We start from the raw sequence: 14,126 nt of genomic DNA, 5'->3' as shown, positions 1-14,126 counted from the left end.
AGCACGCTACCGCCCGGCAGAAACTCTGCTCGGTGAGGCGAACGATCAGGGAGCCGAGACGAGCGTGGGCACCGGATCCATCAGGATCGCACCGATCGCCGCCAGGGCGCGCCCGGCCTGTTCGCCGTCGAGCAACCGATGATCGAACGCCAACGACAATGTGACGACCTTCCGCACGGCAAGCGCCCCGTCGACCACCCACGGCCGATCGGAGATGGCCCCGACCGCCAGAATCGCCGCTTCTCCAGGATTGAGGATCGGGGTGCCCGCGTCGACTCCGAACACGCCCACGTTGGTGACCGAGATCGTGGACCCCGTCAGATCGGTCGGCGAGGCTTCACCCGACCGCGCGCCCGCGGCTGCCGCGGCGATCGCGCCGGCCAGTTCGGGTAGACGCATCGCATGCGCATCGCGCACCACCGGCACCTTCAATCCCTCGTCGGTGGCCGTCGCGACGCCCAGATGCACACGGTGGTGAATGACGATCTCCTGTGATTCCTCGTCCCACGACGAGTTCAACGACGGCTCGTCGGCGACGGCCCGCATCAGTGCGGTCGCGACGACCGTCAGCGGCGTCAGGTGCGTGCCGTCGAACGGCGGTGACGACCGCAGCCGTGTCACCAGCTCGACTGTGTTCGTCGCATCGCACGTCAGGAAGACCGTTGCGTGGGGTGCTGTGAAGGCACTGCGTGCGACGGCCGCGGCACTGCGCTTGCGGATTCCGCGGATGGGGGTGCGTGTCTCGTCGTCGGTGCCCGGTACCTGCGGGAGCGCCAGGCCGTTCGCACCGGCGTGGATGTCCGCGCTGCGCCGGACATCGGCGCGGGTGATCACACCACCGGGGCCCGTGCCCTCGACTGTGGTGAGGTCGACGCTCGACTCTCTTGCCTCCTGTCGGGCACCGGGTTTCGCGTCGGGTCGGCGCATGAGAGCGCCGGTGGTACTTCCCCCTGGCTCTGCTTCGGTATCTGCCTCGGTTCCGGTCTTCCGGGAACCGCGTCTGCTGACCGGCGCCGCACCGGGGCCGTAGCCGACGAGAACCTGCGGTCGCTGCTGGGTTCCCGGCCCATCGGGCTTCGCGGGCGGGGAGACGGTATTCGAACTGTCGCTGTCCGACACCGTGATTCGCAGCAATGGTGCCCCCACCGGCACGGTGTCGCCGGAGGAGGCGAGCAGCTCCGCGACGGTTCCGGCATACGGCGACGGCAATTCCACTGTCGCCTTCGCTGTTTCCACCTCGGCGATCACCTGGTTGAGGTCGAGATGATCGCCCACCTGCACTTTCCACACGACCAGATCCGCGTCGGTCAGGCCTTCGCCCAGGTCGGGCAACCGGAACTCCTTGACGATGTCCACGATCGGTCCTCCGTAGGTCACGCCGCGAGGCTGCGGTCGACGGCGTCGAGAATCCGGTCGGGGTCGGGAAGATGGTGGGATTCGAGTTCTGCCGGGGGATAGGGAATGTCGAACCCGCCGACCCGGAGTGCCGGAGCCTCGAGCTGATAGAAGCAACGCTCGCTGATGCGAGCTGCGATCTCGGCCCCGACCCCGCAGAACACCGGCGCCTCCTGCGCGACGACAAGCCGACCCGTGCGGCGAACCGATTCCTCGATCGTGTCGAAGTCGATGGGGGACAGTGACCGCAGGTCGATCACCTCGATCGAATGTCCTTCGCTCTCTGCGATATCCGCGGCCTGCAACGCCGTCGTCACGAGGGCGCCGAACGTCACGAGCGTGGCATCCGTCCCGGCCCGTGCGATGCGTGCCTGGTCGAGGGGAAGTTCCGGTGCTGCATCGACGTCGATCGGGCCCTTCTCCCAGTACCGGTGTTTCGGCTCGAGGAAGATCACCGGATCGTCGAGCGCGATCGCCTGCTGGATCATGGCGAACGCGTCGGCGGGGTTGCTGGGGGAGACCACCCGTAGGCCCGCGGTGTGCGTGAAATACACCTCGGGAGATTCGGAATGGTGCTCGACTGCACCGATCCCACCGCCGTACGGAATGCGGATCGTGAGCGGTGCCCGGACGGTTCCCGCGGTGCGGTAGTGGATCTTCGCGACCTGCGAGACGATCTGGTCGAACGCAGGATAGACGAACCCGTCGAATTGGATCTCGCACACCGGCCGATAGCCGCGCAGTGCCATCCCGAACGCGGTACCGACGATCCCGGACTCGGCCAGTGGGGTGTCGATGACCCGGCCGTCCCCGAAGTCCTTCTGCAGCGTGTCGGTGATGCGGAAGACGCCGCCGAGTCTGCCCACGTCCTCGCCCATGATGACAACCTTGCGATCGTGTTCGAGGGCCCGTCGCAGGCCGGCATTGAGGGCCGCGCCGAGCGTCATCGTCGTGATGGTCATCGTCCGGCCCCCTCTGGGCTACCGAAGCTCGCGAGATAGTCGGCGTAGTCGGCGCGTTCTCGTTCGAGCAGCGGATGTTCGGTGGTGTACACGTGGTCGAACATGGTCAACGGTTCGGGATCGGGCAGATCGAGGGTGCCGGCGCGCAGACGGGTCGCGGCCGTATCGGCGGCGGCCTGCACCTCGGCGAAGAATGCGTCGTCGGCGAGGTTCTCGCGTTCGAGCAGTTTCCGGACTCGGTCGATCGGATCGCGCGCCCGCCATTCGTCGAGATCGGCGTCGGTGCGGTAGCGGGTGGGGTCGTCGGAGGTGGTGTGAGGGCCCATGCGGTAGGTCAGGGCCTCGACGAAGAACGGCCCGGCTCCGTCACGCGCATGCCGAGCCGCGCGGCGGGTGACGGCGAGCACCGCGAGTACGTCGTTGCCGTCGACCTGCACGGCAGGCATGCCGAACCCGGCGGCGCGTTGCGCGAGCGGAACGGGTGTCTGGATGTGTGTGGGGGCGCTGATCGCCCAGTGATTGTTCTGGCAGAAGAACACCACACCGACGCCCCAGCTCACTGCGAAACCGAGTGCCTCCGATACGTCGCCCTGGCTCGTGGCACCGTCGCCGAGATACGCGACCGTCGCTATGTCGGCGCCGTCGAGCTTGGCGCCCATCGCGTATCCGGTGGCATGCAATCCCTGCGAACCGACGACGATGGCCGGGTTGGTCATGTTCACGGTCGCGGGATCCCAGCCGGAGTGCGCACACCCACGCCACATTCGGGTCATGTCGGCGGGATCGACGCCGCGGCACCAGGCGACGCCGTGCTCGCGGTAGCTGGTGAAGATGTAGTCGTCGGGCCCCAGCGCCCGGGCGGACCCGACCTGCGCGGCCTCCTGACCGGTCAAGGGAGCCCAGAGACCGAGTTCGCCCTGACGTTGCAGCGCGGTGGCTTCGGTGTCGAGGCGGCGGACGACGACGAGATCGCGATACATCTCGCGCAGGTGTCGAGGACCGATGTCGGCGACGAGCGCGGAGAATTCGGGGCTGTGGACGCGCCGGCCGTCGGGCTGGATGAGCTGAACCGGATAGGTAGGGGATGCCACCATCGTCGATCACCTCGTCGGTGCAGGCCCGGAGCGCCCTTGTGGGGCGGGACCGGACTCCTATTGTGCTGTACCTCACATGATCCACGTTCAGGGAGGGTGCGCAATCGAACGCGGACCGATTGTGCAAGAAGCACGGATACCGGCCGGTTTCGGGTGACACACTGTGAAAGATGACCAATGTGGACGCGACCGACGCCCGTCTGCTGATGGAGCTTGCACGCACGCCGAGGGCGACAGGTGTCGAGTTGGCGCAGCGGCTGGGGTTGTCTCGCAACACCGTGCAGGCACGCCTTGCGCGATGGGATGCGGAAGGGCTGCTGGCCTCGTTCGAGCGGCGTGTCGATCCGGTTGTGCTCGGCTACCCGCTCGCGGCGTATGTCGCGACGACGGTCGACCAGCATCGTCTTGCGGATGTGGTCGATGCGCTGGAGGGAATTCCCGAGGTCGTCGAGGTCTACGGGCTCGCGGGTTCCATCGATCTGTCGGTCAAGATCGTCGCCCGCGACACGGACGACCTGTACCGGCTCGCGGGACAGATCCTCGAGATTCCCGGTGTCGAGCGAACCAACATGTCGCTGGTGATGCGCGAACTCGTCAGGCAGCGCACGGTGCCACTGCTCGGGAAGATCCTCGGCGACGGACGGTAGACCTGGCTCAGCTCGAGCGGGTGACGAGTTTCGTCACGGCTTTGCGGATCTGCTCGGGGATGGGGACGGGTCGTCGCGTATTCATGTCGACGTACACGTGTGTGAAACGCCCGGTGGCGGCAGCAACGAGCGTGCCGTCGGTCTCCTCGCGGAAGAGGGCGAGTGAGTAGCTGACCGATCGGCGGCCGAGATGGTCGACCGCGAGCCCCACCTGAAGGCGATCGGGGAACGACAGTTCCGCGAGATAGCGGCACGAGGTCTCGGCGACCACGCCGATTGCGTCGAGTTCGCGGATATCCACACCGGTCGTGGTCATGAGCCACCCGTTGACTGCCGAGTCGAAGTACGAATAGTAGGTCACGTTGTCGACGTGGCCGTAGTGATCGTTGTCGGCCCAGCGGGTCTGGACCGGCCACAGCACCGGAAACTGCCCCGGATCGGCTGAGGGTCTCGTCGGCTGGCGATTGGTCACGTCTCGACGATAGTGCTATCCGGACCGCAATTCCGATCAACAGTGCCCACATTGCAGAACCGACACCGAAAAGGGGCGAATCGGGTCCTTTGGCGGCACATCGACCCGGCGCTGCGTGCCATCATTCGGTATGGCCGACCAGAAGGTACTCATCTCCTCCGCCGAACTCGCCGAACGTGTCGACGGCGGTAAACCGCCGATCCTGCTCGATGTGCGCTGGGCCCTCGGAGACCGGCACGGCCGGGAGAACTACCGCGAAGGTCATATCCCGGGTGCGGTGTTCGTCGATCTCGACGTCGAACTGGCCGATCCTCCGTCCCTGGAACTGGGACGGCATCCGTTGCCGGACATCGAACGCCTACAGGAGGAGGCCCGCGGATGGGGGATCTCCGAGGACTCCACGGTGGTGGTCTACGACGCGATCGGCTCGATGGCGGCGGCGCGCGCGTGGTGGCTGCTCGAGTGGGCGGGTGTGCCGGACGTCCGCCTGCTCGACGGCGGGCTGCCCGCGTGGATCGCAGGGGGTCACCCGGTCGCGGCCGGTCCGGGTGCGGAACACCGTCCAGGCACGATCGCTCTCACCGCAGGGCACATGCCGACGATCAGTATCGACGAAGCCGCAGAATTTCCGTCGCACGGGGTGTTACTCGATGCCCGCACCGCGGCGCGCTATCTCGGGAACGAGGAACCTGTGGACTCGCGCGCCGGGCACATCCCGGGCGCGATCAGTGCGCCGACCGCCGGAAATCTCCGTGAGGACGGCACGTTCCGGCCGGTCGATCAGCTCGCCGCCCGGTTCGCGGAACTGGGTGTGACAGCGGACGTGGCCGTGTACTGCGGCTCGGGGGTGAGCGCGGCGCACGAGATCGCGGCGTTGGCCATTGTGGGGATCGAGGCGTCCTTGTTTCCGGGATCGTGGTCGCAGTGGTCCGGAGATGCTCGCCGGGACGTCGCGACGGGTTGACGGAGATGGCGCGGCAAAAATGAATCGGACATAGCCGGAATGTGAACCGCTGTGTACGTTACCTCTGGTGACCTGTACATCCATGACGCGCGTGACGTTCTCGTTCCTGGCCACGGCCGTTGCCGGTGCGATGATCTTCACGCCCATTGCAGCTGCGGCGCCGGTCGATCCGGGAGCGACCGCCGTATCCGACTGTGTTCCCGCCGACTCCGCGGCCGATCTCGGTGCGCTGACCGACCCAGCGGGAATCGAGACCTTCGCCGACGCGCGTGCCCGCATCAGTGCGCTGCGTGAAGTGCTCGCCCGGAGCGACGACTATCGCGGCACGTTCGTCCTCGCGTTCGACGAGATCCTTGCCTTGACCGAGCCGACCCTGAGTTCGGGCGTCTACGACGATCCGGTGTGGGCGGAGAACCTGGCGGTCGAGGTGGTGCGGTTGTACATGACCAACCTGCACGAATACGTCTCCGGAGGCACCCCCGCCCCGCACTGGGCCTCGGCGTTCGCGCTCGCCGAGCAGTGCGACCGGAGCCCGGGCAGGGTGCTCACCGGCGCGATCGTGGCGCACCTGGTGATCGATTTTCCCGAGGCGCTCGTGACGATCGGATCGACACCGGATCACACCCGTGACTTCTACACCTTCGGTGAGGCGCTCGTTGCCGCGGCGCCCGTGATCGCCGACGAATTCGAATACGTCTACGGAACAGATATGGGTCCGTTCTTCACGGGTTGGTTCGTCGGAGATCTCGTCGGCGACACCGCGACCACCACGTTCATGTTCCAGTCTGCGCGAACGGTGGCCTGGGTCAACAACTTCGGTCTGCAGAACCCGGCGACCCGCGACATCACCCGCGCCGAGATGAACCTCGCGGTCGACGCGGCGAGCGTGGTCCTGGACGGACTCGAGGCGATCGGGACCGTGTGAGGATCTCGGCGCGCTAGCTGCGTGAGTACTCGGATGCGCGCCGGATCTGTTCGTCGGTGGGTCTCACACCGGTATAGAGCTCGAACTGCAATGCCGCCTGCAGAGCGATCACCTCGTCGCCGGTGATCGTCGGTACTCCGTGTTCGCGGGCAGTGCGCACGAGCGGGGTGTCGGGTGGCATGGCAACCACGTCGAACACCATCGACGCTGCGACGATGGCGTCGTCGGGGAAGGGCAGGGCCTCGGATTCCGTCCCGCCCCCCGCCATTCCGATGGGCGTGGCATTGACGAGGAGTCCCGGCGTCGTGCCGGTCATGCCGGTGCGCCACGCGTAGCCGTATTTCTGGGCCAGGGCTCTGCCGCTGACCTCGTTGCGCGCGACGACGGTGCCTTCGGCGAAACCGCTGTGGCGCAGGGCTGCGGTGACGGCCTTGGCCATGCCGCCGCTGCCGGCGATCGTGACAGGCAGGGCAGGGTCGACCGCGTGCGCGGCGATCAGGTCCACCACGGCCTGGTAGTCGGTGTTGTAGGCGTGGAGGGCGCCGTCGTCGTTGACGATCGTGTTGACCGACTCGATTGCCCGGGCAGAGTCGTGAAGGACGTCCACGAGTGAGAGCACGGCTTCCTTGAACGGCATGGACACGCCCGCTCCGCGGATGCCCAGGCCGCGGATCCCGGCCACCGCATCACCGATGTCGGTGGGGTGGAACGCCTTGTATACGAAGTCGAGACCGAGTTCCTCGTAGAGGTAGTTGTGGAATCGGGTTCCGATGTTGCTGGGTCTGCCCGAGAGAGAGATGCACAACTGTGTGTCCTTCGAGATGCGCGAGGTCATTGCTCTACCGTAGTCCCGCCCCCTCCGGAATCCTGTTCTCTCAAACGAGAATGATGTATGTTCACGCTATGGGAGACGATCTGGGAGCCGGCGGACTGCGATTCGAGCGCGAAGGCGCGATCGGATGGTGCACCATCGACCGCCCCGCCGCACGCAACGCATTCACCCCGGCCATGTACTACGGCCTCAAACGCGCGGTGAAGCTGGTCAACAGCGACCCCGATCTCGGCGCGCTGATCATCACCGGAGTCGACGATGTCTTCGCACCGGGCGGCGACCTGGGCGGTCGCTCGGAGCCGGGCGACCGCCTTCCGGAAGGGCTCTCCGGTCACGAGGTCGTTCCCTTTCTGACCATCCGCGACAGTCGTGCACCTGTCATCTCGGCCGTCAACGGAATCTGCCAGGCCGGTGGGTTGCTCGTGGCCATGATGTCCGACATCGCGGTGGCCAGCGATCGCGCGACCTTCCGCGTGCCCGAACTTCTGCGCGGAATCCCCGACGCTACCTATGCCGCGGCGCTGCCCGCGCACGTCGGCCTGGCCGCCGCGCGCGATCTGATCCTCTCCGCCCGTAAATTCGATGCGGCCGAGGCATTGCGTCTCGGTGTGATCTCCCGCGTTGTTCCGCACGAGCAGCTACGGGAAGCCGCGCTGACCGCGGCCCGTGAGGTGTTGCAGACCGCGCCGATCGCGCGCGCCCAGGTCAAACGCATGCTCAACGATCGCTACGGACTGTTCGACTACCAGACGATGTTCGGTGCGCTCGAGACATCCCAGGAACCCCGCGAAGGGATGCGGGCGTTCATGGAAAAGCGCGATCCCGCGTGGATCCCGCAGAATCTGCCGTCCGCTTGACGATCACGACTGCGGGCACGTCTCCGCTGCGTCGGTGAGGGCGCCGTGATCCTCCACGGTGATCGGCAACTCGTATCTCAGCGCTACCGTCAGGTACTTGCCTGCGAACCAGCATCGGTAGCCGGTGGCGGGTGGTAGCCACGCGGCGGGAGTGTGATCTCGTTTGGTCATGTTCGCGGCGCCGTCGACGGCAATCAGGTTGTACACCACGTCGTTCGCGAATTGTCGCCGCAACTCGGCAGGCCAGCTCGCGGCACCGTGATCCCACGCTGCCGCGAGCGGATAGATGTGGTCGATGTGCACCGCATTCGCGTGTGCGCGCTGGAAATGCACCCGCGCACCGGTGTACGGGTCGTCGAGTGTTCCGGCAGTGACGATGCAGTTGTCGCTGCCCGGCCGGAACACGACGCCGCGCAGGTCTCGCGCGAGGACGTTGTTGCGAGTGTCGCAGCCGTCGTGCCCGCCCGGTCCGGGGTGTTCGTCGGTCCACGCCTCCCCGAAGACGCACCTGCCGCCGCCTCCACAGTCGCGCTCGTATCCACCGGGGTGCGGCCGCACAGCAACCACCGTCACCGCTTCGAGCAACTCGTCGATCAGGGCGCGCGACGGACTGCCCGGGGCGGGATCCGCCGTCTGTGGCGAAGGGTCGAACCACCAGGACACGATCATTGCGATCACCACCACCGGCACCCACCACTTGGCGTTCCCACCGCGCATCGGGTGATCATGGCAGGTCCGCGTCGGGGTATCGTCTTCGCGCGCTCCATGGATTCACGCGCGCGTCGTGGCGTGAGCACGGACCCATCTACGCGGCAGCGACCCCGACCGCCGGAGCGCAGCGGAGGTCAGCTCTCGGTGGTCAACGGGAAACGTGTCGCGCGGATGGAAGCGACGGTGCGGCCGTCGTGTCCGACGATCCACGAACCACCGGACTGGCGGCACTCGGCGATCCGGTCGTAGACCCTGAGTAGGAAGAAGATCGCTTCCTCGGGACTGGCGGTCGCGGCGAGCCGGTGCGACTCACCATGTTTGGTGCCGTCGAGCCACACCCCGCACTGGCCGTCGAGCCGCAATGTGGTGACGTGGTCCCAGTCGATGAACGCGTACTTCACCTGTTCCCACGGAGTGTGAGCACTGTGCGTCTGCTCGAGAACCTGGATCAGGACGGACATACGCCCATACTCCTCCGCCCACGCGTTCCGATCCAGGGGCCCCGGTCCAGAGGACGCTGAGTCGAGAGCGCTCAGGGCCGGAGTGCTCAACGGACTTTCAAGACCACCTTGCCGCGCGCATGACCGCCTTCGACGAGCGCCAGCGCGCGTCCGGCCTCGTCGAGCGGGAAGGTGTGCTCGATCCTCGGATCGAGCACACCCGATTCGACGAGCGCCGCGATACGTGCGAACACCTCGGTGGTGCGGCGGCGGTCGACGCCCGAACCGCCGAGGTCCGACGCGCGCGCAGGATCGGCGACGCTGATCAGACGTACATCGGGTCCGCATGCGGCAGCCGCGCGTGCCAGGACGTCCCCGCCCACCAGATCGACGATCGCCGTCACCTTCCCCGCGCTCTCACCGGCCGCGACGATCCGCTCTTCGCTGCCGGGGCCGGACTCGATCCAGATACCACCGTTGGCCTCCACCAGGTCTGTCTTGCCTGCACTCGCGACACCGAGCACCGCCGCCCCCTGTACGTGGGCCAGCTGGGTGACGGCGGAGCCGACGCCACCGCCCGCACCGAGCACGAGCACGGTATCTGCGTCGACGATCTCGAGCTGTTCGACGATGTCCAGCGCGGTGCCGGCAGCGACGGGAATGGTCGCGGCGGCGGCAAACGCGAGGCCTTCGGGCTTGTGTGCAGCGCTGTCGGCGTTGAGCACCGTGTACTCGGCGTAACCGCCGAAGCCGGTGGCGGTCGACCCGAATACGGCATCACCGACCACGAAACCCCTTCCGTTCTCACCCACCGCTGTGACAACACCGGACACCTCGCGTCCGAGGACGGCGGGCAAGGTCACCGGAACGGTGTCCTTGCGAGTGCCCGCCCGCACCTTCCAGTCGGCCGGATTCACCCCGGCAGCGTGCACCGCGACGACGAGCTGACCTGGCCCCGGCCGGGGTACTTCCACGTCGAAGACCTGTTGGGTGTCGGGTCCGCCGTATTCCGAGAATCCATACGCAATCGCCATCTTCACAGCCTGCCACTTCGGACGTCGGCGGGGGCTGGCACCATATAGGGATGTTCTTGCACGGGCTCTGGTCACCTGGATCGGGCCTGGTGCTGTGGCGCGAACCGGACGAACCGGCCGCAGCTGCCGTCCCTGCCGTCTCTGCCGACGACGCGGAGCTGCCGTCGGCGCTGCGCAGGTGGACCGACCGGCCGTTCCGGCACCGGGTCGAGCTGACACTGCCCGGCGACACGGAACCGCGCACCCTGCCCGCCGTTGCCATCGCACCGCCGGACGCGGCCGAGCTCCTGCTCGACATCCCACGCCGTGCCGAGGGCATTGCGGGCGACCTGCGATTCCTCGTGCACGTGGCGCGCGGCATCGAACGATGGGCTCAGGCCGGCCGCGTCGCGCCCGAGCTGGTGCGCGCGGAGAAGCAGTGGTGGGCGCGGTGGAGGCTTCTCGGCGGCGAGAAGACGCGGGCGTGGCTTGCGGAGCTCGCTGCGGCGATGCCGCCGGTCCAACGGCAGCTCGGCCGTCCCGTCGCACTACTCGACGACATGTGCGCCGAGCTGACCGACCCGATCGTCCGGGGTCTGCACAGGCCGTCGACGTCTCTGCACCCCCTCGTCGCCGCGCTGGCCGAAGCCACCCCGCACCCGCGCGGCAGTCAACGCATGGCCGATGCTCTCGACGAATGGCGGGCCAGTCTCGCAGGATTCGAACCCGACCTCGTGCTTCGCCTCGTGGAGCCCGATGACGACGATGACGCAGCCGTCGGTGCCGACGCTCTCTGGCGTCTCGAAGTGTGCTTGCGTACGGAGGGGCAGTCGCCGGTTCCGCTGCCGGTGGAATCGACCGACGCGCACCTGCTCCAGATCGGTGTCCGCAAGCTCGGAGCTGCCCTCAACGCGTACCCGCGACTGCAGGACGTCCCGCGCGACCCCGACACACTCGACCTGCTGTTGCCCACCCCGGTCGTGATCGATCTGGTGGAGCACGGCGCGCGCGCACTGCACACAGCCGGTGTGTCGCTGCTGCTGCCGAGGGCGTGGGCCACGGTCGACCCGTCGCTACGCCTGGATGTGCATTCGTCGGTCGCGCCGGTGACCGCCGACGAGAGCTCGGTGGGGATGAACGCGATCGTCTCCTACGAGTGGCAGCTCGCCGTCGGCGACATGCTGCTCACGCATTCCGAGATGGAAGATCTTGTCGCCGCGAACAGCGATCTTGTGAAGTTGCGCGGTAAATGGGTTCGCGCCGACAAGGAGGCGCTCGCGCGCGCCGCCAAGTACGTCAAAGCTCATTCCGAGAAGGACGGGTCGCTCGGTTCACTGTTTGCGCAGTTCACCGGCGATGATCCGCCTCCGGTCGAGGTCACCGACATCGCCGCGACCGGGTGGGTCGAGACCCTGCTCGACGGCCAGGTACATCCGGAGCCGGTGTCGGTGCCGAAGGACCTGCGCACCGAACTGCGCCCCTATCAGCAGCGGGGACTCGACTGGCTCGCGTTCATGACCCGGCTCGGTCTCGGTGCGGTGCTCGCCGACGACATGGGCCTGGGCAAGACCGTGCAGGTTCTCGCGCTGCTCGCGCATGAAAACGAGGTGGCACAGGCGGCCGGTTCGCTGACTGCCGGTTCGCGTACTGCAGGCTCGGCACCGACGTTGCTGGTGTGTCCGATGTCCGTCGTCGGCAACTGGCATCGGGAAGCCGAACGGTTCGTTCCCGGGCTGCGCGTATACGTCCACCACGGCTCCCAGCGTCTGCGTGGCGACGCGCTTGCTGCCGAGGTCGCCGATCACGACCTGGTGATCACCACGTACGCGATCGTGGCGCGCGATAGTGCGCAGCTGGTGGAGTTGTCCTGGCGGCGGATCGTGCTCGACGAAGCTCAGCATGTGAAGAACGCGAGCACCGGACAGTCACGGGCTACCCGCGCGATTCCTGCGGCACATCGCATCGCGCTCACCGGCACCCCGGTCGAGAACCGACTCGAGGAGCTCCGGTCGATCCTCGATTTCGCGAACCCCAGGTTGCTCGGCACCGCCGCTGGTTTCCGGGCGAAGTTCGCGGTGCCGATCGAACGCGACCACGACTCGGCGGCTGCGGCGCGACTGCGCGCCTTGACAGCGCCATTCGTGTTGCGGCGGGTCAAGACCGATCCCGACGTGATCTCCGATCTGCCCGAGAAGTTCGAGCAGACCGTCCGCGCCAACCTCACCGCGGAACAGGCCGCGCTGTACCGGGCTGTCGTCGACGACATGATGCGCAAGATCCGTGACAAGGAGGGAATGGCCCGGAAGGGCGCGGTGCTGGCGGCGCTGACTCGTCTCAAACAGGTGTGCAACCATCCCGCCCACTATCTCGGCGACGGGTCGTCCGTGTTGCGCCGTGGCCGGCACCGGTCGGGCAAACTCGGGTTGATCGAGGACATCGTCGAATCGGTGCTCGCCGACGGTGAGAAGATCCTGTTGTTCACGCAGTTCCGTGAATTCGGCACGCTGATCGCGCCCTATCTCGAGCAGCGGTTCGCCGCAGAGGTGCCGTTCTTGCACGGCGGTGTGCCGAAGGGAAAGCGCGACGACATGGTCGCCCGGTTCCAACAGGAGGACGCGGGTCCACCGATCATGCTGCTGTCGCTCAAGGCAGGCGGCACGGGTCTGAACCTGACGGCTGCCAACCACGTGGTCCACCTGGATCGGTGGTGGAACCCGGCCGTCGAGAACCAGGCGACCGACCGAGCCTTCCGTATCGGGCAACGCCGCAACGTGCAGGTGCGCAAGCTGGTGTGTGTGGGGACAGTCGAAGAACGGATCGATGAAATGCTCACAGGGAAGCAGGAACTCGCCGACCTCGCGGTCGGGGTGGGGGAGAGCTGGATCACCGAACTGTCCACGGATCAGTTGCACTCGCTGCTGACCCTCGGTGCCGACGCGGTGGGTGACTGATGGCGGGCCGGAAGAATGCGGGGCAGTACGGCGTCGCCGGACCGGCGGTGCACGGCGTCGAGGCGCGCACCAAACGTGGTGCGATCGGCCGCAGCTGGTGGTCGAAGGAATTGATCACGGCGATGGAACAGGTGGCCGACAAGGGGCGGCTGACCCGGGGGCGGGCGTACGCGCGCTCGGGTCAAGTGGTGTCGATGCGACTCGAACCCGGCGCGGCGATCGGCGAGGTGCAGGGCAGTCAGCTGCGCCCCTTCACGTCCACCGTCACGGTGCGCACACTGTCCGAGGATGCCGTCGGTGAGCTGATCGAGCAGGTGCGTTCGTCGCCCGGGCTACTCGCGCGCCTGGCCGGGGGAGTGCTCCCCGAAGAACTCGGACCGTTGCTGCTGCCCCGCCGCGCGGGCGAACTCGACTTCGACTGCACGTGCCCCGACGACGGCTGGCCGTGCAAGCACGCGGCGGCGGTGGCATTCCTGTTGGCCGAACACATCGATGAGAATCCCTTGTCGGTCCTGAGGCTGCGCGGGGTCGACCTGTCGATGCTCATCGGCGGGGTGGAGGAAGAGGCGCCCGACGACGGCGACTTCTACGGCGACGACACCGAACTACCGGAGCTGCCGGTCGAGCGCTTCCGGCCGGCCCTCGACGACCTGGATCCGATGTTGTTGCGCCGCGCGTTGCGAGCTGGCGGAACCGATGAAGCCGTGGTGATCCGGGGTATGTCCGACCTCGGGGATCTGTACCGTCGTTTGCGCTGATCTGCTGCTCGGCTCGCGGTGGTCCGGAATGTGACGGTAGACATACATGGACTTCCAACTATAGGATGGTCGAAGACTTCCGGGTGTGGTCTGCGGCTGCGCCTA

At 67.1% G+C, this 14,126-nt stretch carries 14 protein-coding genes; 6 read left to right on the top strand and 8 right to left on the bottom strand.

From position 1 onward, the window contains the following. Nucleotides 1-45 precede the first annotated feature (45 nt). Genes ACZ46K_RS22765 through pdhA form a run of 3 tightly spaced genes read right to left on the bottom strand, consistent with a single transcriptional unit; the run spans nt 46 to nt 3,451 of the window. Nucleotides 46-1,350, bottom strand: a complete 1,305-nt coding sequence (locus ACZ46K_RS22765; RefSeq protein WP_464749444.1) for a dihydrolipoamide acetyltransferase family protein — start codon at nt 1,348-1,350, stop codon at nt 46-48. Between the two features lie 23 nt (nt 1,351-1,373). Next, nucleotides 1,374-2,357 carry an alpha-ketoacid dehydrogenase subunit beta gene (locus ACZ46K_RS22760; RefSeq protein WP_054806408.1) on the bottom strand — a complete coding sequence of 328 codons (984 nt, stop codon included), beginning with the start codon at nt 2,355-2,357 and terminating at the stop codon, nt 1,374-1,376. Beyond that, entirely contained in the window at nt 2,354-3,451 is a 1,098-nt protein-coding gene (gene pdhA / locus ACZ46K_RS22755) for a pyruvate dehydrogenase (acetyl-transferring) E1 component subunit alpha (RefSeq protein WP_464744929.1), read from the bottom strand. The genes ACZ46K_RS22760 and pdhA overlap by 4 nt, the downstream gene beginning before the upstream one ends. 170 nt (nt 3,452-3,621) lie before the next feature. Here pdhA and ACZ46K_RS22750 point away from each other — a divergent pair, with 170 nt between their 5' ends. Continuing rightward, a complete protein-coding gene (locus ACZ46K_RS22750) occupies nt 3,622-4,098 on the top strand; it encodes an Lrp/AsnC family transcriptional regulator (protein ID WP_054806407.1) in 477 nt (158 codons plus the stop codon). A 7-nt stretch (nt 4,099-4,105) separates the two neighbouring features. Here ACZ46K_RS22750 and ACZ46K_RS22745 read toward each other — a convergent pair whose 3' ends face one another. Beyond that, the gene (locus ACZ46K_RS22745; RefSeq protein WP_054806406.1) at nt 4,106-4,570 is read right to left on the bottom strand and encodes a thioesterase family protein; all 465 of its coding nucleotides are present in this window, start codon (nt 4,568-4,570) and stop codon (nt 4,106-4,108) included. A gap of 130 nt (nt 4,571-4,700) precedes the next feature. Here ACZ46K_RS22745 and ACZ46K_RS22740 point away from each other — a divergent pair, with 130 nt between their 5' ends. Beyond that, nucleotides 4,701-5,534: a sulfurtransferase gene (locus ACZ46K_RS22740; protein ID WP_464744928.1), complete on the top strand. Its 834-nt coding sequence runs from the start codon at nt 4,701-4,703 to the stop codon at nt 5,532-5,534. Between the two features lie 67 nt (nt 5,535-5,601). Further along, nucleotides 5,602-6,459 carry a DUF5995 family protein gene (locus tag ACZ46K_RS22735; protein WP_464744926.1) on the top strand — a complete coding sequence of 286 codons (858 nt, stop codon included), beginning with the start codon at nt 5,602-5,604 and terminating at the stop codon, nt 6,457-6,459. Between the two features lie 13 nt (nt 6,460-6,472). Here ACZ46K_RS22735 and ACZ46K_RS22730 read toward each other — a convergent pair whose 3' ends face one another. Continuing rightward, nucleotides 6,473-7,294 (bottom strand): shikimate 5-dehydrogenase, encoded by an 822-nt coding sequence (locus ACZ46K_RS22730; RefSeq protein ID WP_054810717.1) that lies wholly within the window; start codon nt 7,292-7,294, stop codon nt 6,473-6,475. A gap of 68 nt (nt 7,295-7,362) precedes the next feature. On the opposite strand from ACZ46K_RS22730, the gene ACZ46K_RS22725 reads away from it, so the two are divergent. Beyond that, complete coding sequence (locus ACZ46K_RS22725; RefSeq protein WP_464744924.1) at nt 7,363-8,148, top strand: enoyl-CoA hydratase/isomerase family protein; 786 nt, start codon at nt 7,363-7,365, stop codon at nt 8,146-8,148. A 3-nt stretch (nt 8,149-8,151) separates the two neighbouring features. Here the strand turns inward: ACZ46K_RS22725 and ACZ46K_RS22720 are convergent, their stop codons facing one another. From ACZ46K_RS22720 to ACZ46K_RS22710, 3 genes are all read right to left on the bottom strand, one after another. Then, nucleotides 8,152-8,865 carry an HNH endonuclease family protein gene (locus ACZ46K_RS22720; RefSeq protein ID WP_464744922.1) on the bottom strand — a complete coding sequence of 238 codons (714 nt, stop codon included), beginning with the start codon at nt 8,863-8,865 and terminating at the stop codon, nt 8,152-8,154. 128 nt (nt 8,866-8,993) lie between these two features. Continuing rightward, a complete protein-coding gene (locus ACZ46K_RS22715) occupies nt 8,994-9,320 on the bottom strand; it encodes a hypothetical protein (protein WP_054807675.1) in 327 nt (108 codons plus the stop codon). 86 nt (nt 9,321-9,406) lie between these two features. Next, nucleotides 9,407-10,333, bottom strand: coding sequence for an NADP-dependent oxidoreductase (locus tag ACZ46K_RS22710; protein ID WP_464744920.1), 927 nt, complete (start codon nt 10,331-10,333; stop codon nt 9,407-9,409). A 50-nt stretch (nt 10,334-10,383) separates the two neighbouring features. Here ACZ46K_RS22710 and ACZ46K_RS22705 point away from each other — a divergent pair, with 50 nt between their 5' ends. Both ACZ46K_RS22705 and ACZ46K_RS22700 read left to right on the top strand, forming a co-directional pair. Continuing rightward, on the top strand, nt 10,384-13,263 hold the full coding sequence (locus ACZ46K_RS22705) for a DEAD/DEAH box helicase (protein ID WP_464744918.1): 2,880 nt from the start codon (nt 10,384-10,386) through the stop codon (nt 13,261-13,263). Beyond that, nucleotides 13,263-14,021, top strand: a complete 759-nt coding sequence (locus ACZ46K_RS22700) for an SWIM zinc finger family protein (RefSeq protein WP_054806460.1) — start codon at nt 13,263-13,265, stop codon at nt 14,019-14,021. The genes ACZ46K_RS22705 and ACZ46K_RS22700 overlap by 1 nt, the downstream gene beginning before the upstream one ends. Nucleotides 14,022-14,126: the final 105 nt, after the last annotated feature.

Source organism: Rhodococcus sp. JCM 9793, assembly GCF_055380405.1.
The sequence above is the reverse complement of the archived record's forward strand: the minus strand, read 5'-3'. Positions and strand labels throughout refer to the sequence as shown.

Coding starts and splice junctions, on each gene's coding strand:
- ACZ46K_RS22750 (WP_054806407.1), top strand. CDS start 3,622: ATGACCAATGTGGACGCGACCGACGCCCGTCTGCTGATGGAGCTTGCA.
- ACZ46K_RS22700 (WP_054806460.1), top strand. CDS start 13,263: ATGGCGGGCCGGAAGAATGCGGGGCAGTACGGCGTCGCCGGACCGGCG.
- ACZ46K_RS22725 (WP_464744924.1), top strand. CDS start 7,363: ATGGGAGACGATCTGGGAGCCGGCGGACTGCGATTCGAGCGCGAAGGC.
- ACZ46K_RS22740 (WP_464744928.1), top strand. CDS start 4,701: ATGGCCGACCAGAAGGTACTCATCTCCTCCGCCGAACTCGCCGAACGT.
- ACZ46K_RS22720 (WP_464744922.1), bottom strand. CDS start 8,865: ATGCGCGGTGGGAACGCCAAGTGGTGGGTGCCGGTGGTGGTGATCGCA.
- ACZ46K_RS22710 (WP_464744920.1), bottom strand. CDS start 10,333: ATGGCGATTGCGTATGGATTCTCGGAATACGGCGGACCCGACACCCAA.
- pdhA (WP_464744929.1), bottom strand. CDS start 3,451: ATGGTGGCATCCCCTACCTATCCGGTTCAGCTCATCCAGCCCGACGGC.
- ACZ46K_RS22715 (WP_054807675.1), bottom strand. CDS start 9,320: ATGTCCGTCCTGATCCAGGTTCTCGAGCAGACGCACAGTGCTCACACT.
- ACZ46K_RS22760 (WP_054806408.1), bottom strand. CDS start 2,357: ATGACCATCACGACGATGACGCTCGGCGCGGCCCTCAATGCCGGCCTG.
- ACZ46K_RS22705 (WP_464744918.1), top strand. CDS start 10,384: ATGTTCTTGCACGGGCTCTGGTCACCTGGATCGGGCCTGGTGCTGTGG.
- ACZ46K_RS22730 (WP_054810717.1), bottom strand. CDS start 7,294: ATGACCTCGCGCATCTCGAAGGACACACAGTTGTGCATCTCTCTCTCG.